The organism is Nostoc sp. KVJ3, assembly GCF_026127265.1.
Lineage (GTDB): Bacteria > Cyanobacteriota > Cyanobacteriia > Cyanobacteriales > Nostocaceae > Nostoc.
On sequence record NZ_WWFG01000001.1, the window covers coordinates 3,853,600 to 3,874,752 of the forward strand.

Here is a 21,153-nt window from a genome sequence, read left to right on the forward strand (position 1 = left end):
GTTAAAAATGCAAAAGTTGCAAGTTAAAAGTCAAAATAAATTATTGTTTACTTAACTCTTAACTCCTAACTCCTAACTTCTAACTCCTATCTTCTAACTCCTAACTCCTAACTTGTTAACTACTGGTTAAGCGCAATGAAAGGCGGCGCAGTTGACCGCGAATACTGGCATCAATTACCTGCGAACCTACTTTAATGATCACGCCACCAATTAACTCACTGTCTACCTTGGTTTCTAGTTCTACCTGGCGAGCATTACTGATGGCAATCACTTTTTCTGTGATTGCTTGCTGTTGAGCTTCTGTGAGGGGAACGGCTGAAATTACTTCCGCTAATACGGTTTGATTCAGCTGCCGCAACAGCGCCAGATATTGTTCAAAAATCGATTCCAAGAAGGCAATGCGGCGTTTGTCTACTAGCACCAACAAAAAGTTGCGTAAGTAGGGGTTAGAGCCTTCACCGAGTATTTGTTTGATGAGAGCTTTTTTGTTCTCAGACTGAATAAACGGGTTGCCGAAGAAGTTGTGTAGCTGTTTGTCTGCCCTGAGCAATCCCAGGAAAGTCCGCGCATCTTCCCCGAACACTTCTGTCAAATTTTTTGATTGCGCTATTGACAAAAGTGCCTGTGCGTAAGGTTGGGCTACTTCGGCTGATGCTACTTGACTTGTCATACATTGCCTCCCAGTTGTGCGATGCTGCGATCAATTAAACCTTGTTGAGCATCGTCGGCAATCCCGCCTTTGAGTTGCGATTCGACTTTTTGCAATGCTAGTGTAGCAACTCGTTGCCGTAGTTGAGCGATCGCTCGATCAGTTTCAGTGTTTAAATCTGCTGCTGCCGTTTGTTTCAAGCGTTCTACGTCTTGCGCTGCTTTCGCTAACAAGCCTTCTTTCGCTTTTTGAGCGTTTTCTACAGCCGATTGGCGAATACGTTCTGCTTCAGCTTGAGATTGCTTCAACTGCTCTTGCGCTTGGGAAAGGGCTGTCTTTGCCTCTTTTAAGCGCCCTTCTGCTTCCTGAATGGCGGTGGCAATATTGGATTGTCGCTCGTTCAGGATATTGCTTAAAACCTTACGTCCGAAGTAGAATAGTATGCCAATCAGAATCGCTAGATTGATCAGATTGGTTTCAAAAATGTCTAGGTTTAGACCGAAACCACCTTCTGCTGCGCCTTCTGCCAATTCAGAGTGAACAGCGTTCGCTTCTGCGGCAAGTAATAAGAATGTCCCCATGATACCCATTTACAAGTGCGCTGCTCGCTTGCTAATACGTTGTATTTTTCCCAAGGGAAGGAAATTTAAGTATCTTTTCCCAGAAGGGAAAAAGTGCCTGTTTTTGACACTTAAATTTTGCGCTCTGGACTAGGGGCCCAGTTGCGCGTATGCTTTCACGGAACCAGTCTAGTTAGTTTATCTAACTGGAGTTGGCCCCAATAGTTTTTCTAGAATCTGTCTGCTTAGAGCATCAACTTGTTGCTCTAAGGTACGAAAAGCTTCTTGCTTTTGTTGTTCTATTTCAACAGAAGCTTGTTCTCGTTGAGACTGAGCTTCTTTTTGAGCTTCAGCAATTTTCTCGGCAGTAATTTTCTTAGCTTCAAGTTGAGCGGCTTCTACAGTAGCTTGCGATTGTCTGCGAGCGTCTGCGAGTTGCTGTTCATATTCTGTAGCCAAGCGCTCGGCTTTAGCCAAGCTCTCCCGCGCCTCAAGGGTATTCGTTCGGATATAATTATCGCGATCGTCTAGTACCTTGGTCAGTGGCTTATAGAAAATTGCATTCAACAAAGCTGCTAATAGCAGGAATTGCAATGCCATGAAGGGCAAGGTAGCATCGAAATCAAACATTTGTCTCCTCTTTGGCTGGAGTAGCAGTTTTCATGGCTAGCAACGTCATCCAACCTTTCATATTTTAGAGACCCATAGCCAACAAGGGTCAAGGGATTTTGGATTTTAGATTTGCGATTTTAGATTTTTAGAGGAGGGATAGCTCATGGGCATGTACCGAAAACTCTTGATCGTCCAAAATCCAAAATCTAAAATTGGTAATCCATTACATCAAAACGACTAAGTTTCCCAAATATTTTGTTTGATTGCAGAGGCGTGATGATTCACGTCTCCACACTCACAAAAATTTTCAGGTCTTATGCGAAGGGGTTAGCAAAGAGCAATACCAAGGCAATTACTAGACCATAGATAGTCAAAGATTCCATGAATGCCAAGGTTAATAGCAGAGTACCGCGAATTTTTCCTTCTGCTTCAGGTTGACGAGCAATACCTTCTACTGCTTGTCCAGCAGCGTTACCTTGACCGATACCAGGGCCAATTGCAGCTAAACCAATCGCTAAAGCAGCAGCGAGAACTGAAGCAGCCTGAACTAATGGATCCATGTTGATTTTCCTTGCTTTGATTACAAAACTAACAGACATTACGTTAACGATTAGAAACGTGGTTTTCACGCTGCACTCGCTTCTTTGAAATCGCGCTTTGCGATGTTTTGAGCGAATATGCTCTTCTTGACTGTGCTATCAACTGAGAAGTTTAATGCTCCTCATGTTCTTCTCCACCATGCCCCTCCATTGCCTCATGAATGTATGCTCCGGCTAGGGTGGCAAAAACCAGGGCTTGAATGGCACTGGTAAATAAACCCAAGGCCATTACAGGCAGAGGTACAAATAGAGGAACTAGCAGCACCAATACCGCAACTACCAATTCATCCGCCAAAATATTACCAAATAGCCGGAAGCTTAGGGAGAGGGGTTTGGTGAAATCTTCTAGAATTGCGATCGGCAACAAAATGGGTGTTGGCTCTATATATTTCTTAAAGTAGCCTAAACCCCGCTTGCTAAAACCTGCGTAAAAGTACGCCAAGGAAGTTAGCAGTGCCAATGCAACAGTCGTATTGATGTCATTGGTGGGAGCAGCCAATTCACCCGAAGGTAGCTTGATAAGCTTCCAGGGAATTAACGCCCCTGACCAGTTCGATACGAAAATAAACAAGAACAATGTGCCAATAAATGGCACCCAAGGGCGGTACTCTTTCTCACCAAGTTGGTTTTTGGCCAAATCACGAATAAATTCTAGGGCGTATTCCATCAAATTCTGGATGCCCTGGGGAATTCTTTGTGCGTTGCGAGTAGCAGCTATTGAGGCCACTACTAAAATGCTAATCACAAACCAAGAGGTGAGGAAAACTTGCCCATGAATTTTAAGATTGCCCAATTGCCAGTAGAAATGATGACCTACTTCTAATTCGGCGAGGGGAAAAGAATTAAGGGCGTTTAAGAGACTAAGCATTTGCATTCTTCAAGCATTTTCCCCAACAAGCGAGGATGGGATTACTATCTTTGTGAGCCTGACTTTTTAAGAATCAGGAAGGAACGCAATTTGCACCATATAGACGAGAAGCGTGGCTTTGTAAGTTAGAAATCCCAAAAATATGGGCAAAATCTGTAGTTCACGCCATTGAGTTGCTACGATCATGACTCCCATAAATAGAGCAAAACGAGTTTTGCTCAAATTGGTTTTCTCACTACCAAGTTGCTCAACGTCTCTAGCCAACATTTTTAAGTAAACCACACCTGTACACGCCCCAATTAAATAATTTAGGGCAATGTTTAAGGAATAAAAAATCCACACAGAGATAAAAATAACCCCCGTCAAGACAAGCGTGATTACCAACAATCGCTGGAAGAGTTGATAAAACTCTTGCATAGAGTTACCTGATTCTGTATCTCCAGAACCAGTTTTAGCATCTTGTTGCGTTGTCGGAGTGGGCGCAATTGATTCGTCTGACAAGCTCACGAGACTTGAAACCAGTACAGTTAAATTATGATGACTGCACATTCAGTCAGCTGAATCATATCACGATGCGGTAACAATACTTTAGGAAAAAACAATTAACTTCTTGGCAACGTTAGACAGTCAGTATAAATCGCGCTTTCAGAAGCGAGAGAGCGGCTGATGATCTAAGAGACTGTGCGGGTGAATAATCGCCTGAAAATTCCAAATTTCTTCCAATTCCAGCTTTTTTAAGTTGATTATTTTCCTCCAAAGTCGTTGTATAGCATCTTGGTGTTTGAATTAATTGGGTGTCAATAAAATCAACTGGTGCTTGAGGAGTGTATAGGCTTACCGCAAATCAGAAATCGGAGAGTAGCGGTTTGTCATTAAGCAGCGCACCACTGCTAAATTTCAGAAAACTCCAACTTTTGGGATGTAGAATACCTGTTTGTTGGTCACTTTCCTAATTTACATTAATTTACCAAAAATGGTGATGAGCGATCGCTCCTCGCCAAAATAGTGCTGAGTAAAAAAGTAAACAGGATCAAAGTCAAGTCTAAAATGAAGCAGGTGTCAATAAAATCAACTGCTGCTGAAGAAGTTTTCTTACTTCATCTAATCCCAGTTGTCCACCTGTCAAAATCTCTGCAACTGTAGAATTCGCATCACACTTTTGCATAAATTCAAACTCTTCTACAGATAAATTAACAATTTGGTAATTGTAATTAAAGAAACATTGACTGGGAAATCCTTCAATACAAGGATTAAGTTCGGGAATGGCTGCCAATAAAGCCTTATCGTCTGACCAGTCGGCTTTAACTAAGGGAGGACGACCGAGGAAAAATTCGTAATGAGTTACTTCTGGATCTAGTAATTCTATCAGACGATAAAGCTGGCGAGCGCTTAATCCTTTTGCCCGTTCTACTAACTCCGGTGCTTTCCCCAAAAGCCTCTCCAAATCCCAGAAACTCGGATTCGAGAAACCAATAAACTCCAATCCCGAAGCATCAATTAATTCAAACAGTGTCTCAATGTTGTAGTCAATTTCCTGGGGATGAACGTACATATCAGCAAAATGCTCATCCTTGTGGTTTTCTAATGACCAGCGTTGTTTTTCGGATTTGACAATTCGGTTATTTTCTGGTAGTGAAGCAAATATTTGTCGTCCGACTTGGACACCATCGCGGTAGTCGCCTTTTTTGTCACCTTGCAGAAGTGCGATCGCTTTTTGCATGAGTTGAATTTCCCAGCGTCCCAATTCTCCATACACAAAAATGTGCATCAAGCCGCCTGGGGCTAACTTCTTCGCCAAGGCTTGAATACCGCGAATAGGATCGGGGGTATGATGCAAAACGCCAACACAGTTAATTAAATCAAACTCACCCGGTAACTGTTCCACATCAAACAAGCTGAGGTGATGAAATTCCACGCGGGTAGCCCCTGAACGCTGACAACGTTCTTTTGCTACAGCTAAAGCGCCAGTACTGAGGTCAATTCCCACAACAGAAGCTTGAGGATTGAGGTGAACCAAGTACTCTGTACCCACACCAGTACCACAACCTGCATCTAAAATCCGAATATCTTGCCTTTGGGGTTTTTGACCTGTGCAGAAGTTATGAGCGGCTAGCCAATTCCAGCGCCAGTTGTAGCCCGGAGGTGGTTCATCCAACAGGGCTTCTGGCGGAAAGGGGTAGGTATTGTAGAGTTTGGCAACAGCAGCACTAACAGTTTGGGAATCGGACATGATCAGGAATAACGCAGCATTTCTGAGTTTAGCGGATAGTGGCAAAGATTACTATTGCTTATTTCCTGCTACTTATCCAATAGCAAAGTCAGTAAATTCGCGTTTATAAGGAGCGTGAAATTCTAATACAATATCTTTTTTAGGTACACCAGCAGTAATTAATTCATTAGCGATACCGATTTCTGTACCATCTCTTTGTATCCAATTGGCTAGTGGGAGTAGCGACGGCACTATCAAACTATGGGATGTGAGAAGGGGAAACCTACTGCAAACCCTCTCTGGTCATTCTAGTTGGGTTTATTCTGTGGCCTTCAGTCCTGATGGTCAAACCTTAGTTAGTGGGAGTGCAAACAAGACTATCAAACTGTGGGATGTAAGGAAAGGAAACTTACTGCAAACCCTCCCTGGTCATTCTAACTGTATTCGTTCTGTAGCCTTCAGTCCCGATAGTCAAACCTTGGCTAGTGGCAGTGAGGACAAGACTATCAAGATATGGCAAATTAAATTATCTACTACTACAGGTAATTCATCAGCAATATCAGTCAATTCTATTTCTAAAACAACCAGTACAAGTAATAAAAGTAAAAATACTATATCTCAAAAACATCCGACTACAAACCAAATTATTCTTGTTGTTTCAGTGTTGGCTAGAGTATTTTTAACTCCTCTGTTAACTCCTTTTTTCAATTCTAGCTTCTTTTGGGTAATAGTATTTGGTTTTCTAGTGATAATATTTTTAATCTTCATCATTAATAAAAAATAAATTTTTATTTTCGTAAAATAGCAGGTATAGACAATCATGGATATGTATCAAGTATTTTATATTGATGGTAAAAAAATTAATAGCAAAGAAACATTTTTAAGTAAAGCTGCTGAAGCAATGCAATTTCCTACATACTTTGGTGCTAATTGGGATGCCTTTGATGAATGTATCACCGATTTAACATGGTGTCCGGCTGAGAGATACGTCATATTGTATGACCATGCTGATATATTTGCTCAAGCTGAACCTACACAGTACCAAATAGCATTGGATATTTTCAATTCAGCCAAAGAATACTGGCAAGATAATAATATAACTCTGATTTTTTTAACTATAAACAAATAGGTCAATTTAGCGTTGAGACAAATTAAGATATAGTCCAATCTTCTAAACGCAAATTAGGCACTTTTTCAAAATACTTGCGGTTGTGGGTTGCTAAAATCCCATTCACTGACAGCGTAATTGCCGCAATGCGTAAATCTTGTGTGCCAATGCGGATTCTTTGACGAATCAAGTCTTCGTAACAATTGATGGCATACTCGTTAAATCCTAGCGAATATGGAGTAAAACATTATTAATAATCAACGTCAACTTATTCCCAGAGAGGGCAGTATAGGTACTTATGGGGACTTACTCAAACTAGGACGTAGAGGCGATAAGCTTACACCTCATCATATACCTGCGGACGCTTTTATGAAAGCTAAAGTTCCTGGTTATATTACAAATAAAGGAATTGCCATTATGATGGAACATTTATCACCAGGAAAAGGAGGTCGTCATCGGCAAACAATTTCTTATGGTAAACCTCCTAATTTAAGCTTATCAGCAAAAGAAACATTAGCCCAAGAAGTTTGGGATGTGCGTTCTATTTATCTTCGTCAAGGTTTGTACAATAGAGAAATCAGGAAAAGTTTGCAAGGTTTAATTAACCTGAATAGACTAACTTGGCAAGGTATTTTTGATAAAGTAGGTTTAAACCCATGAATCAAAACAATCTATTGGCAATTTTAAGAAAAAATCGCTTGATGCAAACTCAACAGCAAGTTACAGACTTTGAAAATGCTTTAGCTGAAATAGCTGATAATCCTGATGAGCAAAATTTATCTGCATATCATCTTATTTTAGATGATCAATGTCAACAGCCAGAAGTGATGTTCAGCTTAATTCATTTTCTCGAATCTTTTGATATAGAAGAACAAATTGCGGCTTTTATTAAAGTTGTACCCCAATTAATGATCGATGCACCTGAATGGACAAGAATTATTCATGACAGGATTTTAAATGATGATTCAGCTTGCCAAGTTTATCAAAAACTTTTACACTCAGCTAATGTGAGCACACCTCATTTTCTCTATCATCTCTTGGAAGAAAGTATTGTAAATAAACTAAAAACTAAAGAAAGTTTATCCAGTATAACTAAATAAATATTAAAGTACTTTAGCGCTCAAACTCAGATTAAATTCTGAGAAGTACTAGATAACCCAGTTTTTTAGGTTATAAATTTTCAGATATAGTCCAATCTTCTAAACGCAAATTAGGAACTTTCTCAAAATACTTCCGGTTGCGAGTAACTAAAATCCCATTCACTGACAGCGTAATTGCAGCAATGCGTAAATCTTGAGTACCAACGCGAATTTTCTGCCTAACTAATTCAGCGTAAATGTTGCCAGCATCTTCGCTAAATTCCAGGACTTTAATACTATTTAAATCATCTAATGTATCTTGTAATCTAGCATAAGCTAAGACCAATTCACCTGATGAATCAGCCCTATTAATAGTATTTATTCTTCCCCGTATTTGTTCAGTAGCCGTCACAATAGTTATGGCAATATCTTGAGGATTAAATGTATTTAATGTATTTAATCGCTTTCTAATAGATGGATTACCCCTTTGGATCAAAGATAGGTGATCCGTATCTAATATTCTTAAATTATTCACATCTAAATTTACCTTAACTCCCTTCTTTCATCTAATTCACGCCGATATTCTTCTATATATTCGAGCATTTGATCAAATTGCGAATCATCTTTATATTTACCAGCTATTTTTAACCAAGGGTTTTCTACTACTTGGGGTACTTCAATTGCTAAAGTGACTATCTTGGCAGATTCTAAACGATTTTGTAAACTTTGACTAAGTTTTTCTATCGCTTCCGTTTCTGTATTTCCTAAACCTTGACAGTCTGGTAAACCTAGCAATGTTGCTTTAACTGTACCATCTGCTTGATTTTCAATCATCACATCATAATTTAACTTTGGTGCAGTTGTCTGAGAGGTAGTTTTTACAGCTATATTCATAATATTTTTATATTCCAAGTTTTATATTGATTATAACATCTAGGTCAATTTAGCCTTGAAACAAATTAAGATATAGTCCAATCTTCTAAACGCAAATTAGGAACTTTCTCAAAATCTTTCCGGTGGCGGGTTACTAAAATCCCATTCACCGACAACGTAATTGCCGCAATGCGTAAATCTTGAGTACCAACGCGAATTTTTTGCTTAACTAACTCAGCATAAATATTACAAGCTTTAGTATCAAATTCAAGTAACTTCATATTTTTGAAATATTCTATTTCATCCCATAAGCCCTTGTATCCCCATATTAATTTGTCATATTTAGAAGCTTGATTGTTATATTTATTGATAACATTCAGCCATCCTTTAACTTTCTCCTCGAATGTAATCACTGTTATAGCTAAATTTTCAGTATTCTGCTGTCTTATGCGTTGTGTGACTAGTGGATGACTATTTTGAAATAATGACAGATGATCTGTATCTAATATCCACATAATACTTACTTTGTCTCATTCTCCAAGTCAATTTGACTCCGTTCAGCTTCTATATATTCCAACACCTCGGCAAAAAGAGGGTTATCTTTGTGCATTCCCGCAAATTTCATCCAAGGATGTTCGGTTTGGGGAGGTTCAATTTCCAAAGTCACTATTTCTGGTTCTCGCTCTTGTAAAAGTTGAATTAGTTTCTCTAGCGCTTCTTCTTTAGTTACACCAGAGGCTTTAAAATCTGGTAAGCCTAGTACTGTCGCACTAACTTCGCCATCTTGTTGATTTTCAATCAGCACATCATAAGTTAACTTGGGTGCAGTTGTTATAGAGGTACTTTTTACAGCTAAATTCATAATATTTTGATCTTTCAAATTTGATATTAATTATAACATTTAGGTCAATTTAGCCTTGAGACAAATTAAGATCACTAATTTGCTTAATTTGTGGTTTGATTTTGATCATATTGTCTTTTGCGATCGCACCAATGATTTACAATCAATCAGAGTTTGATTTACGCTGTGAGTGGGGTCTACAAGGAGTTGCTCAACTTGCTCCCACCAGTGATGTAGTTGTGATAGTTGACGTTCTCTCTTTTTCTAGCTGTGTGGAAATTGCCACCAACAACGGGGCGATAATTTTTCCCTACGCAATCAGAGATGAATCTGTCATAGATTATGCCAAATCAGTGCGAGCAGAATTGGCAAGTCATAGACAACATTGGACAATAAATGGATATTCTCTCTCGCCAAAATCGGTGCTTCAGATTCCTGCTGGAACTAGATTAGTTTTACCATCACCTAATGGCTCTTTTCTGACCTTACATACTGGGAATATACCAACTTTGGCTGGTTGCTTGCGAAATTGCCAAGCTGTGGCGGAGTTTGCTCAAAAGTATGGTGATAAAATCGCTGTGATTCCTGCCGGTGAGAGGTGGAAAGAAGATGGTAGCCTACGTCCTGCATTTGAAGATTTAATTGGTGCTGGGGCAATTCTCAGTTATTTACATGGCAGTCTATCACCAGAAGCTGAAGTTGCTGTCACAACATTTCAAGCTTTCCAACACGATTTACTGGGGTACTTGAAAAAATGCAGTTCTGGTAAAGAGTTGATTGAAAAAGGTTTTGAGTCAGACGTTGAACTGTCAGCCGCTTATAACGTTAGTGATTGCGTGCCTTTCTTTACTGATAATGCTTATGTAAATTACACGCCACAGGCTTAATTAAACGTCGCATTGATTAGTTTGGCAAAATTTGGCATTTTTTATAAACTCTTGCAACTTATTCAAGGGAATTATCTGCAATGATGAGCCACCTTGCACCTCAGCAGCGATGTAAGCAAACTTTTGTCCGCGATAAAATTGGTCACGTCCAACTTTGGTGACATATCGAGACTTCTGGAAATCATTGCCAATATTAGAATTATAAATATTTTGTAACAGTTTCACTGAATTAGCATTTTTTGTGGTGAATTTGAGGCGTTTATCACCACTAACAGTTATGCCTTCTTTATTCACTGTCCCATTTTCAGAAGTGACATCAGCATAAAAGTATAAATTTCCCTTTGTACCCTCGTAGCCGTGGGCTTCGCTGTTGTATTTCAGAGTTGGTAATTGAGGTCTAGTCTTTGCCCACTTAACAACAGTGTTGATGTTTTGTTCTGGAAGCGCATTTGCAGGAGTGACAGCTAAAATAATTGCGATCGCAGACAGACTAGCATTGAATAAATACTTAAATTTAGAACTTTTGTGCATAGTATTTTCCTGTTAAGTATGCCACTAACTAAAGTTTGCTTCTTAGTAGCAAAAACAACTTAACATCGACTAATCACTACTGTCCACTGAGATTTATTCAAAGGTTTGCAGACTCGCTAACTCTGGGCTATCGGCTGTTTTGATCAAAAACAACTATCCTAACTGGCTGTAACAACAGCACGGTCATTTACTAACTTGCCATCTTCCATGTAAACGATGCGATCGGCAATATCTAAAATGCGGTTATCATGAGTAACTAAGAGAATGGTACAACTCTGTTCTTTAGCTAGTTTTTGCATCAGGTTGACCACATCTCGTCCCGATTTACTGTCAAGGGCGGCGGTAGGTTCATCTGCTAAGACAATTTTAGGATGACCGACCAATGCACGAGCGATCGCAACTCTTTGTTTTTGTCCCCCAGATAAATCATCAGGATAATAATTGAGGCGTTCTCCTAATCCTACCTCCTCTAACATTTGGGTTGCTCGGATTTTCATTTCCGCCGGTGAAATATTATTATGCACTTCCAAGCCCATTCTGACGTTCTGGAGTGCTGTCAGACTACCGTGCAAGTTGTGCGCTTGGAAAATATAACCGTTATTACGTCGCACCTGGGTAAGTTGTGCTGTATTAGCACCACAAAGTTCTTGTCCCAATATTTGCAAGCTGCCAGATTGGGCAGAACGTAAGCCACCTGATAAGGTGAGAAGTGTAGTTTTACCAGAACCAGAAGGCCCAGTCATAATAATAATTTCACCAGCGTTAATATCTAGGTTGATATCAAAGAGAACTTGCTTGCGAAGTTGACCATGACCAAAATAATGGTCGAGATTTTTAACAGAAATGACGGGAGACATAGTAATTTTAGATTTTAGATTGAGAATTGTCGATTATCCTAATGCCCAATTCCCATTTTTAAAACATATCTGCGGGGTCGGCGGACTGTAATTTCCGAGTTGCGATCGCACCAGAAATCATACACATAATCATGGTTAGTATTAGCACTGTGGTGGCTCGCGCTACGGTCATATAAAGGGGTAAATTGGTGGCATTACGAGTTAGATGGTAAAGTCCTAAAGGTGCGATCGCTCCGGGGATAAAGCCCAAGATTGCCAAAATGATCGCCTCTTCAAACACCACGCCTAATAAGTAGAGATTGTTATACCCCATTGCTTTGAAGGTGGCGTATTCTTTGATATGAGAATTCACATCTGTAGAAAGAACTTGATAGACGATAATCACGCCTACCATAAACCCCATTGCTACGCCCAGGCTGAAGATAAACCCGATGGCTGTATTTTTTTTCCAATAATCTGTTTCAAATTCGATAAATTCGGCTTTGGTCAACACTTTAACATCATTATCTAAATGAGATTCTAAAGCTGTTTTCACCTGTTTTGAATCATAGCCTGGTTCGAGTTGAACCAAACCAATACTGACACTACTTGCTTGTCGTCCGGGAAATAGCCGCAAGAAATTCTGGTCGCTGGTAATTAGGTTCCCATCAGCCCCAAAGGAAGCCCCGATTGAAAATAAGCCGCTAATGGTAACTGTCCGACGATCAATTTCAGTCGTAACAGGTTTTCCTTGTTCAATTTGGGCGATCGCTTCTTTATAATCTCCTCTAGAGGCGCGATCGAAGAGGATGGTATCTGGTAGCTTTACAATATCTATCTGCTTGTTGACATCTGGTAAATTTAACGCTGGCTTTTCAGGATTGACCCCAATAACTAGTACAGATGTCTTTTGGCGTGTTTTCGGATTCTTCCAATCGATAAAGTTGATATACATTGGTTCTGCTGACTTCACCCCCTGTACATCCATTGCCTGATATAGCCGCCGTCGTGTAAAAGTGGATATATTTAACACGTTACGTCCTTGAGGACTAATTAGGATAATGTCAGCTTGGATACTGTTAGGGAGCTTAGTATTACTTTCAAACAAGGCATTCTGAAACCCTAGCTGCATGAACATGAGGATATCAGCGAAAGCAATGCCTCCCAATGCCACCAACAGGCGGCTTTTTTCATGACTCAGTTGCAGCCATCCTAGAGGGGTTCGCTGTCGCAGTTGTTGAATAAATCCAATCATAGGAGTGGGGAGTGGGGAGTGGGGAAGAAGTATGGAAAGAATAACTATTGTTCGATGCCCAATTTACAATTCAATCACTGCCTTTACTTGCAGATTGGTAAACTTGGCAGCTTTGGCGCTAGAAGCCTCATCTAGTCGCACATGGACTTCCACTACTCTGGCATCGATATTGCTAGAAGGATCGCTGTTGACAAGATTTTGTCGCTGTACCTGCATCCCCATCCAATCGACGGTTCCCTGTAATTCTCCAGGTAGGGAATCGCTGATTAGCTTCACCTGTTGCCCCGATCGCACTTTGTTAATATCACTTTGGTAAACTTCTGCAACTGCATACATCTGGTCGGTTCGACCTAGTTCTACAATTCCGTCATTAGAAACGGTTTCCCCGGCTCGTGTATTAATCTTCAGAATTTGTCCGGCTTCGGGTGCGCGGACATAAGCTTGATCGAGTTGCGCTCTAATTTTTTCTACAGTCGCTTGAGCGCTATCTACCTCTGCTTGGGCGTTGGCTATATCTGTAGGACGGATTTCAGCCGTTTGATTCAAAGTAGCTTTGGCTTCCTTAATTTGCTGTTGTAAGCTAGCGAGAGTTTGGTTGCGGTTAGCTTTGGCTTCTTTAATTTGCTGTTCTAAAGTAGCGACAGTTCTTGTTTTATTAGCTTGGTTTTCGATTACCTGCTGAGTGGAAGTTTCGGCACTCAAGCGTTTTTGATCGGCTTCTTGACTAGAAATTGCCCCTTCTTTGTATAAAGCGTCATAGCGTTGCACATCTACTTGGGCGTTCCGCTTTTCGGCGGCGACACGATTCACTGTTGCTTGTAAGCTTTCTCGTTGTCCTTGCAAGTCCGCTTCTAGGCGATCGATTGTGGCTTGCTGAGTTTTGATATTTCCTTCTAGTTCGACTTGCAGACGGCTGACAGCAGCAAGTTTTGCTGCAATTTCTCCCTGTTTCGCTCCGGCTTTTACCTTGTCAACGTTGGATTTGGCAACTTGGACTTGTTTTTGGGCTTCAACTAAACTTGCTTGCAAGCGATCGCGACTATCCATAATTGCAATTACCTGTCCACCCTTAACGCGATCGCCTTCTTTCACCAATAGCTTCTGAAGTAGACTTCCCTCAGTGGAAGAAGTTGCAGACAGTTTTATGACTTCTCCATTTGGTTCTAAACGTCCCAATGCTGTGACTGTTTTGATCGCTGGTTGAACAGCTACGGGTGCTTCTGGCTTTTCATTCGCTGTAGCCTGAAACTTTAGCACCGTATAAACACTAGCTCCACCTATTAGCAAAGATGTCAGTATTGCTAGTGTAATCGGCGATCGCAAAAGATTTTGGGAAGACTTTAAATCCTCTAATTTCCAGTTCTGCACCATACTGTTCACCTTTTACCATTAGCAACTTATACTAAACTGTTCAGTTCAATATATGCTAAACTAAACCGAGTAGTTTAGTCAATAGGACAAAGTGAAAATTCTAAATTTAGAGCGTTATCAACTAAAACTTCCCAATACCCAATGCCCATTCCCCTTTTAATTACATCTGAGATTAATGGCGTAGGGTATTGGGCAGTATCTATTAAAATTGTTTATTAAGAGAGGATGATTAATAAATGGTACGCATTAAAACTGACGAAGTTGATCGAGATCATTCCGTTGATAAAGTGGAGCAAATTCTGCAAGGGGCAATGCAGGAATTCTTGCAAAATGGCTATTCTGGTACAAGTATGGATCGGGTAGCAGTAGCAGCTGGTGTTTCTAAAGCGACAGTCTACAGCCACTTTCAAGATAAAGAAGGACTTTTTAAAGTCCTAATAGAGTCCTTGGCACATGAGAAATTTAACTCTCTCTTTGGTGCGGAACCTATGGAGGGAGAACCAAAAATCGTCCTGCGCCAATTAGGAACTAAATTATTAGAACAAATGAATAACGACCAGGAACACTCTGCATTTATGCGAGTGTTAATTGGGGAATCTGGTCGTTTTCCTGAATTAACTCAGATTTGTGTTCGGGCGATGATTAAACCAATGTTGGAAACGCTCAATCAATACTTTGCTGCTCACCCTGAACTGAATATTAGTGACTCAGAGGCAGTAGCGAGGATTTTTTTAGGTACATTAGTTAATTTTCATGTTACTCAAGATGTGATGCATGGGAGGGACATTATACCAATGGAAAGCGATCGCCTGATTGATGCGTTGACACAGCTAATCACTAAATGCGCCGATTGATTGGCTATGTCCCATTGTTAACTTATAGAGTGCTGTTGACTATATGCAGCTTTTTTTGTTCTTTGCCGTTGAGCCAAAATCCCACGGTTTGATGTAAAAACATAGCTATTGCTAGTTTTCATAGCCGTGGGAGTATCAACAGCTGGCACAAGTACATCCTCCAGCGATCGCAAGATTAACTAGGCAGGAATGACTTGAACAATTAATGAGCGTTTATCCAGTGACTGGATTTTACCTACTTTACTAAGATCGTTTGCAATTCTATCTAGCAGTTCTCCAGCTTGGTCGCGATATTGATGTTCTCTGCCTCGTAAACGAATGGCAAACTTCACCGAATCGCCTTTACTCAACCATCCAACTGCTTTTTCAATGCGCAAATTGTAATCAGCGATACCCACGTTTAGACCGAACCGAACTTCCTTTACCGTGGGTCTAGCACTCTGGCTCTGACGTTTTTTCTTTTGATATTGAAGCTTGCCATAATTGAGAATTTTGGCGATCGGAGCTTCTTTGCCTTGGGATACTACAACCAAGTCAAGCTCTAAGCTCTCGGCTAACTGTAGCGCCTCATTGGTGTCGATCAGACCACGATTATTATTCTCATGGTCAATCAAGAAGACATGAGGTGACTTGATTTGTGAATTAATCAGTTGCTTTTGGATTGCGATAATGAATGTCTCCTAATTGTTCAACACTTTAGAACTGTCCAAGTAATGCTAATTTAACACAACACTGAATCAGAGCAACTTTAACGACACAATGCACTACAATCTGTTAGGATATGGAATTGCGGCACTCGCTCTTCAGTCTTTGCGCTATTGCCCATCCAGTCTTTCAATGCTTTTTAATCCGTCCGCCTAAGACTGACGCCGCCATTGGCGACAGGCCGATGCTATTTTTGGAGTCTTATGTCTTTTTCTACTCTCGGCTTGTCCAATGAAATTATCCGTGCGGTTACAGAGCGAGGGTACACGGAACCTACGCCAATTCAGATCCAGGCGATTCCTGCCGTCTTGTCGGGTAGCGATCTGCTAGCTGGCGCACAAACTGGCACTGGAAAAACCGCTAGTTTTACTCTGCCACTCCTGCATCGCTTGTCGTCTGACAAGAGCAGCAAAGGTACATCGAATGGATATCGGCCGATCCGAGCGCTGATTCTTACCCCGACTCGTGAACTCGCTGCCCAGGTGGAAGAAAGCGTGCGTGAGTACGGCAAATACTTGCAGCTAAACTCAATGGTGATGTTCGGCGGAGTTAGTATTAATTTGCAAAAACAGCGTTTGAAGAACCGAGTGGATATCTTGGTTGCCACCCCAGGGCGACTGCTAGACCACGTACAGCAGGGAACGCTGAACCTATCGTATATTGAGGTTTTGGTGCTAGATGAAGCAGATCGGATGCTGGACATGGGCTTTATTAATGATATCCGCCGCATCCTTTCGCTCCTGCCCAAACAGCGACAAAATTTGCTATTCTTCGCGACTTTTTCCGACAAAATTAAGGCACTAGCCGCCGGACTGCTCAATAACCCAAAGATGATTGAGGTAGCACGCCGTAACGTTACCGCCGAGACCATCGCCCAGAAAGTTTATCAAGTAGACCGTGACAAAAAACGCCAATTACTTGCTCACCTGATTCGGCGAGACAATTGGTATCAAGTGCTAGTGTTTACTCGCACCAAGTATGGCGCTGACCGTTTAGTTAAGCAGTTAGCCGAAGACCGGATTCAAGCACTGGCAATCCACGGGAATAAGAGCCAGCCAGTGCGTACTAATGCTCTGGCAAAGTTCAAGAATGGTACTTTACAGGTCTTAGTGGCGACAGACATTGCTGCGAGGGGTCTTGACATCAGCGAATTGCCCCATGTAGTGAACTTCGATCTACCCAATGTACCGGAGGATTATGTTCATCGCATTGGGCGAACTGGACGCGCTGGCGCATCCGGTGAAGCTGTATCGCTGGTGTGCGTTGATGAATACAGTCTCTTGACAGATATCGAAAAACTGATTCAGCAACGCTTACCAAGGGAAGTAGTGGCTGGCTTTGGCCCTAACCCCGATATTCAGCCCGAAGCAATCCCAAATGGACGGCAACACAGAGCCAAGCCGGGAGGTGAGAAGCGTCCGGCTCGCACACCGAAACCTTTACCACAAACATCAGCTAAACGTAAAGCAGCGCCACCTGCGACCAATGGCGATAAGCCTGGGGCGCGTTCGTCGGCATCGCGTCGTTCTGCTAAACGCGATCGCTAATGATTTCTCGTTAGTCCACGCAGGTGGACTAAGCTTTGTGTAGTAGCAAATTCAAACATTACTGAGAAATATTGTTACCATTACCAAAGGTATTTGGACACATTTAAATTGCGATCGCACTACTTTCTACTCATCAAGTAATCCCTCAATATTTTGCAACTGTTCTTCATACTGCTCAATTCGTTGTTTCAGTTCATATTTGGCTTCTGAATCAGTTTTAATATTCCATTCCTGCTTCAAAAATTTCAACTTTTTACGAATATTCTGATATTCTTCTTCTAAGTCTTCGCGCTTTTCTTGAATATGCCGTTTTGAAGATATATTTCGAGTTTTACCATCGAATATAACAGGATTTAGCCTAGAAGAATCAGATTCTGTTTTTTTATAGAGAATAGGGGTTAAATGTTCAGGCAGTCCTGACATTTGAATTGCTGAACAGCCTAGATGATAAGCAAACTCTATTGACCGACCAGATCCTAGGGCATCATAAAATCCCAAAGCAAAATCTAGAGCCGCTTTATCGGTAATTGATTGCTTCATCCCAATCACATAGGGAATATGTTCTGCAATTACCTTTGCTTGAACCTTGGTGTAACAACCGTTCAATAGAACACAGTTCACCCGATCCGAAAATAACTTAAATAAATCTGCTAAGGCATTGGCAGGGATAAGATGAATATGTCCGGTATCATCTTCAAATACTAATCCTTCCTCTGGCTCAATTTCTGTTTCTGCAATAGTTCCTTTTTGTTCTAATATCTTGTCCTGTTGACGATTTCCAGCAAAATGAACAATCTGAGGATTGCATTCTAGAAGGGCAAGTTGAATATCTCTAGGACGTACCGCCCATCGTTGTTGAAATTGGAAGCGATCGCGATGTCTTGCTCTTAGTAACCCATCACTAATATCTCGTGCTTCCTGTTCTAAACGTGACTGAGAGCTTCCTATTGGATTTGCGGCTAAAAATAAAATAGTTAGGGCAGATGACTCAGTCATATTTACATCATCGGGTTAGCTTAAAAAGATGTGGTTCTGATGTTACAGTGTTCCAAAAAATAAATGATCCAAAACCCGTCATTGCGAGCGTTCGCGAAGCAATCACAGCCCTTGGGATTGCTTCGCGAACGCTCGCAATGACAATTGGGCATTTTTTTACTTGGAGTACTCTTATCGGGTTTGAAATTCTAAGTTAAGAAAAATTAAAACTCCACTCACTCCAACTACCTGACCAACTAAGCCTACTAATGCATTTGATAAAACAGTAACTAATAGTGGAGAGTTTGCTATAGAAATAGTCAGAATTTTATCGAAAATTCTTAGTAATCCAAAGCTAGTTAAGGTGAGTATTAAATAAAAGAAAAATACCCTCCACCAATTGCCCTTGACTAAGGTTTTACTGTATTCAAATGCTGCGTTACCTCTTTGATCTCGGAGAATAAAAGCTATAGAATAGTAGCCGTTGTTGATCAGATAAATAATACCTGGAACAATTAATAAAAGAATTCTAAAAAAGTAATTAATCCCAAATCTGATATTCAAGCCAATTAAAGGTAAAATACAAGACAATATTCGTCTAATTACAGCTTTAAGTTGAGGTCTTTCTCCAAGAACCGAGCCTTCTATGATGATAGCAGTAGCAGCAGTATAACTTGGTAGGATGACAATGGTATAAAACAGAAAAAATAAAAATGACAAAATTGAAAAAATAGGATTGGAGAAGGATACTCTAAAGCTACTAGAAATGATTACGATGCTTGAGAAAGGTAGGAAAATACAATAAAGGCTCAAAAATACCTTAAAATTCTTGAGATATAAATCAAAACCGATTGAGATTAATTCAAGTAATCCAAGCTTTCTACTTTGAAGTTCAGAAAGGGTACTCATAGATTAAATTTTATTACTTATTTCTTCCATATAAATCTACTAAATACCACATTCTATTCAGCATTAATAGTACCTCTTAGGGTACTATTGAATAAGTATTATGAACTTTTTATAACGAAAAACAATAAATATATTTGATGTCAAAAGCTCATTTGAAATTCACTTTGTGCAATGATACCGCCACTCGGAAGCCGATTGTAAGTACTTTGTTGTCAGGAGGAATACCGTTACGATAGGCAGAACGACATATACCCGGTTCATTGATCCAGGAACCACCCCGAATAACTCTAGGTGAAGCCCGGTTGTTAGTAATTCGGATACTTCCATTTGCTGGTACATTTGTGTAATCGTCGTACCAGTGATCGGCACACCATTCCCAGACGTTGCCATGCATTTCATCTAGCCCAAAAGCATTGGCTGCAATATAAGAACCGACTTCAGTAGTTTGTTTGCTCGATCGCCCTTTCGGGCCAGAACGATATCTTTTACTTCCGTCATAATTGGCAAGTTGAGGAGAAATCGTTTCGCCAAAGTAAAATGGGGTTTCTGTCCCTGCTCGACAAGCATATTCCCACTCGGCTTCGCTGGGTAAACGATAAGGTTTCCCAGTCTGTAATTGCAAGCGTTCGCAAAACTCGATCGCTTCAAACCAGGTAATATGTTCCACAGGTAGACGATCGCCTTTAAAGTCGGAGGGGTCAGAATTGAGTTCAATCCTGACTTTGGTAGTCTTGGCAATTGCCAGCCACTGGGCTTGTGTCACTGGAAAACGGCTTAAAAAGAAAGACTCAACGATGACTGGATGTTGAGGGCGTTCGCGATAGTCTCCCTCCTTATTTGCAGTGCCCATCCAGCAGTTACCCTGTGGTATACGCACCATTTCTAGATTAACTTGTCCGTCTAATCGCTCGTCAAACAGGGTTCCTTGTTGTTCGTGTCGCTCGATTATCCAGCGTGAACCCATCCGCATAAATCGGGGTTGGCGAATCAGTTTCGCTGTCTCAAATTTAAATGACTTTAGTGAGATAGCTCTGGATGCAATCGGGTTGATCTGCCAATTAGAGTTTTGGAACTCAGGAACGGGTAAAGTTACTCCTGCAACGACAATTTGATTATTATAGGCTGGCAAAGATTTGAGGGTTGATTCTGCTTCGATATGATTGCCACGAGCCAGTTGACGCATCCCCTGAAGATATGCTAATAGGGAGTCAAAATTAACTTGACGTAAAGGAGTAGCGATCGCTTCTGTTAATGATGTCAGCCGCAGCCATTCTGTTTTTTCACTGAGGTTTAATTCGTTAAGCTTGTTAGCTAAATCATGGGCGACAGCTTCAGGATAGACATAAGCAAGTGCCGTCCAACGTTGAGCTTGGGCGAGAGTTTGTGTAGACGATTTAGAATTATTTAATTCTCGCTGTACATAGGATAGTAAAAAATGGGCTAATTCCTCAACCCGCTTCTGACCGAAGCTAGGATGATGAATCATTTGCTCTAGTAGATAATTGCGTAAATCTGCATTCATTTCATATAGCTCATGTCCTACCTCTTGGCAGAGTGGAGAGAGTAGCAAATCGGCTACTGCAATCCAGGGCACTTTCAAGTCCTGCTTTTCGATGTCCATCGGAAAATTTGCCCAGAGACAGTAGGTTAAATGGGGCGTGAGAGCAATGGGCAAGGCAGCATGATAGGCTAAATATAGGTGGGCTTCGGTAAATCGTCTCTGAAATGATGCGATCGCCTGTTCAATTTGCTCAGAGGGGGTTTCAGTCAACAAAACACTAGGATTTGTCATCTTAGCGTACCTCTTTCAAAGGTTGATGCCGTCCTCGTAAGATATCGATCGCGCTGTAAAATTCCTGACGATTTACCTCAAACATGGGAACTA

General features: G+C 40.9%; 26 protein-coding genes and 2 pseudogenes. 7 read left to right on the forward strand and 21 right to left on the reverse strand.

What is annotated here, in order from left to right:
- Window positions 1-115: 115 nt before the first annotated feature.
- The 8 genes and pseudogenes from atpH to GTQ43_RS15485 all read right to left on the reverse strand — a co-directional run.
- Entirely contained in the window at window positions 116-670 is a 555-nt protein-coding gene (atpH, locus tag GTQ43_RS15450) for an ATP synthase F1 subunit delta (protein ID WP_265273468.1), read from the reverse strand.
- Window positions 667-1,239 carry a F0F1 ATP synthase subunit B gene (locus GTQ43_RS15455; RefSeq protein ID WP_265273469.1) on the reverse strand — a complete coding sequence of 191 codons (573 nt, stop codon included), beginning with the start codon at window positions 1,237-1,239 and terminating at the stop codon, window positions 667-669. The genes atpH and GTQ43_RS15455 overlap by 4 nt, the downstream gene beginning before the upstream one ends.
- A gap of 168 nt (window positions 1,240-1,407) precedes the next feature.
- Window positions 1,408-1,839 carry a F0F1 ATP synthase subunit B' gene (locus tag GTQ43_RS15460; protein WP_185585924.1) on the reverse strand — a complete coding sequence of 144 codons (432 nt, stop codon included), beginning with the start codon at window positions 1,837-1,839 and terminating at the stop codon, window positions 1,408-1,410.
- Between the two features lie 296 nt (window positions 1,840-2,135).
- Complete coding sequence (gene atpE / locus GTQ43_RS15465) at window positions 2,136-2,381, reverse strand: ATP synthase F0 subunit C (RefSeq protein WP_013192016.1); 246 nt, start codon at window positions 2,379-2,381, stop codon at window positions 2,136-2,138.
- A gap of 151 nt (window positions 2,382-2,532) precedes the next feature.
- A complete protein-coding gene (atpB, locus tag GTQ43_RS15470; protein ID WP_265273473.1) occupies window positions 2,533-3,294 on the reverse strand; it encodes a F0F1 ATP synthase subunit A in 762 nt (253 codons plus the stop codon).
- Between the two features lie 60 nt (window positions 3,295-3,354).
- The gene (locus GTQ43_RS15475; RefSeq protein WP_265273474.1) at window positions 3,355-3,837 is read right to left on the reverse strand and encodes an ATP synthase subunit I; all 483 of its coding nucleotides are present in this window, start codon (window positions 3,835-3,837) and stop codon (window positions 3,355-3,357) included.
- Between the two features lie 493 nt (window positions 3,838-4,330).
- Window positions 4,331-5,518, reverse strand: coding sequence for a class I SAM-dependent methyltransferase (locus tag GTQ43_RS15480; RefSeq protein WP_265273475.1), 1,188 nt, complete (start codon window positions 5,516-5,518; stop codon window positions 4,331-4,333).
- A 72-nt stretch (window positions 5,519-5,590) separates the two neighbouring features.
- A pseudogene (locus GTQ43_RS15485) lies at window positions 5,591-5,722 on the reverse strand (element excision factor XisI family protein); the annotation flags it as partial.
- A gap of 1 nt (window position 5,723) precedes the next feature.
- Between GTQ43_RS15485 and GTQ43_RS15490 the strand changes: the two are divergent.
- Window positions 5,724-6,281 (forward strand): annotated as a pseudogene (locus tag GTQ43_RS15490) (WD40 repeat domain-containing protein); the annotation flags it as partial.
- Between the two features lie 36 nt (window positions 6,282-6,317).
- Window positions 6,318-6,626, forward strand: coding sequence for a barstar family protein (locus GTQ43_RS15495; protein WP_265273476.1), 309 nt, complete (start codon window positions 6,318-6,320; stop codon window positions 6,624-6,626).
- 22 nt (window positions 6,627-6,648) lie between these two features.
- On the opposite strand, the gene GTQ43_RS15500 is transcribed toward GTQ43_RS15495, so the two are convergent.
- Window positions 6,649-6,795: a hypothetical protein gene (locus GTQ43_RS15500; protein ID WP_265273477.1), complete on the reverse strand. Its 147-nt coding sequence runs from the start codon at window positions 6,793-6,795 to the stop codon at window positions 6,649-6,651.
- Between the two features lie 179 nt (window positions 6,796-6,974).
- Between GTQ43_RS15500 and GTQ43_RS15505 the strand changes: the two genes are divergently transcribed.
- Together GTQ43_RS15505 and GTQ43_RS15510 are read left to right on the forward strand one after the other, a co-directional pair.
- Entirely contained in the window at window positions 6,975-7,265 is a 291-nt protein-coding gene (locus tag GTQ43_RS15505) for a hypothetical protein (RefSeq protein WP_265273478.1), read from the forward strand.
- On the forward strand, window positions 7,262-7,705 hold the full coding sequence (locus GTQ43_RS15510) for an Imm30 family immunity protein (protein WP_265273479.1): 444 nt from the start codon (window positions 7,262-7,264) through the stop codon (window positions 7,703-7,705). The genes GTQ43_RS15505 and GTQ43_RS15510 overlap by 4 nt, the downstream gene beginning before the upstream one ends.
- A gap of 70 nt (window positions 7,706-7,775) precedes the next feature.
- Here the strand turns inward: GTQ43_RS15510 and GTQ43_RS15515 are convergent, their stop codons facing one another.
- From GTQ43_RS15515 to GTQ43_RS15530, 4 genes are all read right to left on the reverse strand, one after another.
- Window positions 7,776-8,219: a type II toxin-antitoxin system VapC family toxin gene (locus GTQ43_RS15515; protein ID WP_265273480.1), complete on the reverse strand. Its 444-nt coding sequence runs from the start codon at window positions 8,217-8,219 to the stop codon at window positions 7,776-7,778.
- A gap of 8 nt (window positions 8,220-8,227) precedes the next feature.
- Window positions 8,228-8,578 carry a type II toxin-antitoxin system HicB family antitoxin gene (locus tag GTQ43_RS15520; protein ID WP_265273482.1) on the reverse strand — a complete coding sequence of 117 codons (351 nt, stop codon included), beginning with the start codon at window positions 8,576-8,578 and terminating at the stop codon, window positions 8,228-8,230.
- 65 nt (window positions 8,579-8,643) lie between these two features.
- Window positions 8,644-9,072: a type II toxin-antitoxin system VapC family toxin gene (locus GTQ43_RS15525; protein ID WP_265273483.1), complete on the reverse strand. Its 429-nt coding sequence runs from the start codon at window positions 9,070-9,072 to the stop codon at window positions 8,644-8,646.
- 5 nt (window positions 9,073-9,077) lie between these two features.
- Window positions 9,078-9,419 carry a hypothetical protein gene (locus GTQ43_RS15530; RefSeq protein ID WP_265273484.1) on the reverse strand — a complete coding sequence of 114 codons (342 nt, stop codon included), beginning with the start codon at window positions 9,417-9,419 and terminating at the stop codon, window positions 9,078-9,080.
- 101 nt (window positions 9,420-9,520) lie between these two features.
- On the opposite strand from GTQ43_RS15530, the gene GTQ43_RS15535 reads away from it, so the two are divergent.
- A complete protein-coding gene (locus tag GTQ43_RS15535; RefSeq protein WP_265273485.1) occupies window positions 9,521-10,285 on the forward strand; it encodes a 2-phosphosulfolactate phosphatase in 765 nt (254 codons plus the stop codon).
- Here GTQ43_RS15535 and GTQ43_RS15540 read toward each other — a convergent pair whose 3' ends face one another.
- The 4 genes from GTQ43_RS15540 to GTQ43_RS15555 form a co-directional block, all read right to left on the reverse strand.
- On the reverse strand, window positions 10,286-10,816 hold the full coding sequence (locus GTQ43_RS15540; protein ID WP_265273486.1) for a hypothetical protein: 531 nt from the start codon (window positions 10,814-10,816) through the stop codon (window positions 10,286-10,288). It lies immediately after the preceding gene.
- Window positions 10,817-10,974: 158 nt separating this feature from the next.
- Window positions 10,975-11,673, reverse strand: a complete 699-nt coding sequence (locus GTQ43_RS15545; protein ID WP_265273487.1) for a DevA family ABC transporter ATP-binding protein — start codon at window positions 11,671-11,673, stop codon at window positions 10,975-10,977.
- 58 nt (window positions 11,674-11,731) lie between these two features.
- A complete protein-coding gene (gene devC / locus GTQ43_RS15550; RefSeq protein ID WP_265273488.1) occupies window positions 11,732-12,907 on the reverse strand; it encodes an ABC transporter permease DevC in 1,176 nt (391 codons plus the stop codon).
- 63 nt (window positions 12,908-12,970) lie between these two features.
- Window positions 12,971-14,278 (reverse strand): HlyD family efflux transporter periplasmic adaptor subunit, encoded by a 1,308-nt coding sequence (locus tag GTQ43_RS15555; protein ID WP_265273489.1) that lies wholly within the window; start codon window positions 14,276-14,278, stop codon window positions 12,971-12,973.
- A gap of 236 nt (window positions 14,279-14,514) precedes the next feature.
- On the opposite strand from GTQ43_RS15555, the gene GTQ43_RS15560 reads away from it, so the two are divergent.
- Window positions 14,515-15,132: a TetR/AcrR family transcriptional regulator gene (locus GTQ43_RS15560; RefSeq protein ID WP_265273490.1), complete on the forward strand. Its 618-nt coding sequence runs from the start codon at window positions 14,515-14,517 to the stop codon at window positions 15,130-15,132.
- Between the two features lie 179 nt (window positions 15,133-15,311).
- Here the strand turns inward: GTQ43_RS15560 and infC are convergent, their stop codons facing one another.
- Complete coding sequence (infC, locus tag GTQ43_RS15565; protein WP_265273781.1) at window positions 15,312-15,803, reverse strand: translation initiation factor IF-3; 492 nt, start codon at window positions 15,801-15,803, stop codon at window positions 15,312-15,314.
- Window positions 15,804-16,040: 237 nt separating this feature from the next.
- Between infC and GTQ43_RS15570 the strand changes: the two genes are divergently transcribed.
- Window positions 16,041-17,384: a DEAD/DEAH box helicase gene (locus GTQ43_RS15570; protein WP_265273491.1), complete on the forward strand. Its 1,344-nt coding sequence runs from the start codon at window positions 16,041-16,043 to the stop codon at window positions 17,382-17,384.
- A gap of 126 nt (window positions 17,385-17,510) precedes the next feature.
- Here GTQ43_RS15570 and GTQ43_RS15575 read toward each other — a convergent pair whose 3' ends face one another.
- The 3 genes from GTQ43_RS15575 to GTQ43_RS15585 form a co-directional block, all read right to left on the reverse strand.
- Complete coding sequence (locus GTQ43_RS15575; RefSeq protein ID WP_265273492.1) at window positions 17,511-18,380, reverse strand: hypothetical protein; 870 nt, start codon at window positions 18,378-18,380, stop codon at window positions 17,511-17,513.
- Window positions 18,381-18,551: 171 nt separating this feature from the next.
- Window positions 18,552-19,268: a hypothetical protein gene (locus GTQ43_RS15580; protein ID WP_265273493.1), complete on the reverse strand. Its 717-nt coding sequence runs from the start codon at window positions 19,266-19,268 to the stop codon at window positions 18,552-18,554.
- Window positions 19,269-19,416: 148 nt separating this feature from the next.
- Window positions 19,417-21,060, reverse strand: coding sequence for a formylglycine-generating enzyme family protein (locus GTQ43_RS15585; protein ID WP_265273494.1), 1,644 nt, complete (start codon window positions 21,058-21,060; stop codon window positions 19,417-19,419).
- Window positions 21,061-21,153: the final 93 nt, after the last annotated feature.

Bases quoted from the DNA above. Each gene is read 5' to 3' on its own strand.
- GTQ43_RS15480 (WP_265273475.1), bottom strand. From the start codon at position 5,518: ATGTCCGATTCCCAAACTGTTAGTGCTGCTGTTGCCAAACTCTACAAT.
- GTQ43_RS15530 (WP_265273484.1), bottom strand. From the start codon at position 9,419: ATGAATTTAGCTGTAAAAAGTACCTCTATAACAACTGCACCCAAGTTA.
- GTQ43_RS15555 (WP_265273489.1), bottom strand. From the start codon at position 14,278: ATGGTGCAGAACTGGAAATTAGAGGATTTAAAGTCTTCCCAAAATCTT.
- GTQ43_RS15455 (WP_265273469.1), bottom strand. From the start codon at position 1,239: ATGGGTATCATGGGGACATTCTTATTACTTGCCGCAGAAGCGAACGCT.
- GTQ43_RS15525 (WP_265273483.1), bottom strand. From the start codon at position 9,072: ATGTGGATATTAGATACAGATCATCTGTCATTATTTCAAAATAGTCAT.
- GTQ43_RS15475 (WP_265273474.1), bottom strand. From the start codon at position 3,837: ATGTGCAGTCATCATAATTTAACTGTACTGGTTTCAAGTCTCGTGAGC.
- GTQ43_RS15580 (WP_265273493.1), bottom strand. From the start codon at position 19,268: ATGAGTACCCTTTCTGAACTTCAAAGTAGAAAGCTTGGATTACTTGAA.
- GTQ43_RS15560 (WP_265273490.1), top strand. From the start codon at position 14,515: ATGGTACGCATTAAAACTGACGAAGTTGATCGAGATCATTCCGTTGAT.
- GTQ43_RS15460 (WP_185585924.1), bottom strand. From the start codon at position 1,839: ATGTTTGATTTCGATGCTACCTTGCCCTTCATGGCATTGCAATTCCTG.
- GTQ43_RS15495 (WP_265273476.1), top strand. From the start codon at position 6,318: ATGGATATGTATCAAGTATTTTATATTGATGGTAAAAAAATTAATAGC.
- GTQ43_RS15570 (WP_265273491.1), top strand. From the start codon at position 16,041: ATGTCTTTTTCTACTCTCGGCTTGTCCAATGAAATTATCCGTGCGGTT.
- GTQ43_RS15520 (WP_265273482.1), bottom strand. From the start codon at position 8,578: ATGAATATAGCTGTAAAAACTACCTCTCAGACAACTGCACCAAAGTTA.
- GTQ43_RS15510 (WP_265273479.1), top strand. From the start codon at position 7,262: ATGAATCAAAACAATCTATTGGCAATTTTAAGAAAAAATCGCTTGATG.
- GTQ43_RS15575 (WP_265273492.1), bottom strand. From the start codon at position 18,380: ATGACTGAGTCATCTGCCCTAACTATTTTATTTTTAGCCGCAAATCCA.
- atpB (WP_265273473.1), bottom strand. From the start codon at position 3,294: ATGCAAATGCTTAGTCTCTTAAACGCCCTTAATTCTTTTCCCCTCGCC.
- atpH (WP_265273468.1), bottom strand. From the start codon at position 670: ATGACAAGTCAAGTAGCATCAGCCGAAGTAGCCCAACCTTACGCACAG.
- GTQ43_RS15545 (WP_265273487.1), bottom strand. From the start codon at position 11,673: ATGTCTCCCGTCATTTCTGTTAAAAATCTCGACCATTATTTTGGTCAT.
- devC (WP_265273488.1), bottom strand. From the start codon at position 12,907: ATGATTGGATTTATTCAACAACTGCGACAGCGAACCCCTCTAGGATGG.
- GTQ43_RS15585 (WP_265273494.1), bottom strand. From the start codon at position 21,060: ATGACAAATCCTAGTGTTTTGTTGACTGAAACCCCCTCTGAGCAAATT.
- atpE (WP_013192016.1), bottom strand. From the start codon at position 2,381: ATGGATCCATTAGTTCAGGCTGCTTCAGTTCTCGCTGCTGCTTTAGCG.
- GTQ43_RS15540 (WP_265273486.1), bottom strand. From the start codon at position 10,816: ATGCACAAAAGTTCTAAATTTAAGTATTTATTCAATGCTAGTCTGTCT.
- GTQ43_RS15505 (WP_265273478.1), top strand. From the start codon at position 6,975: ATGAAAGCTAAAGTTCCTGGTTATATTACAAATAAAGGAATTGCCATT.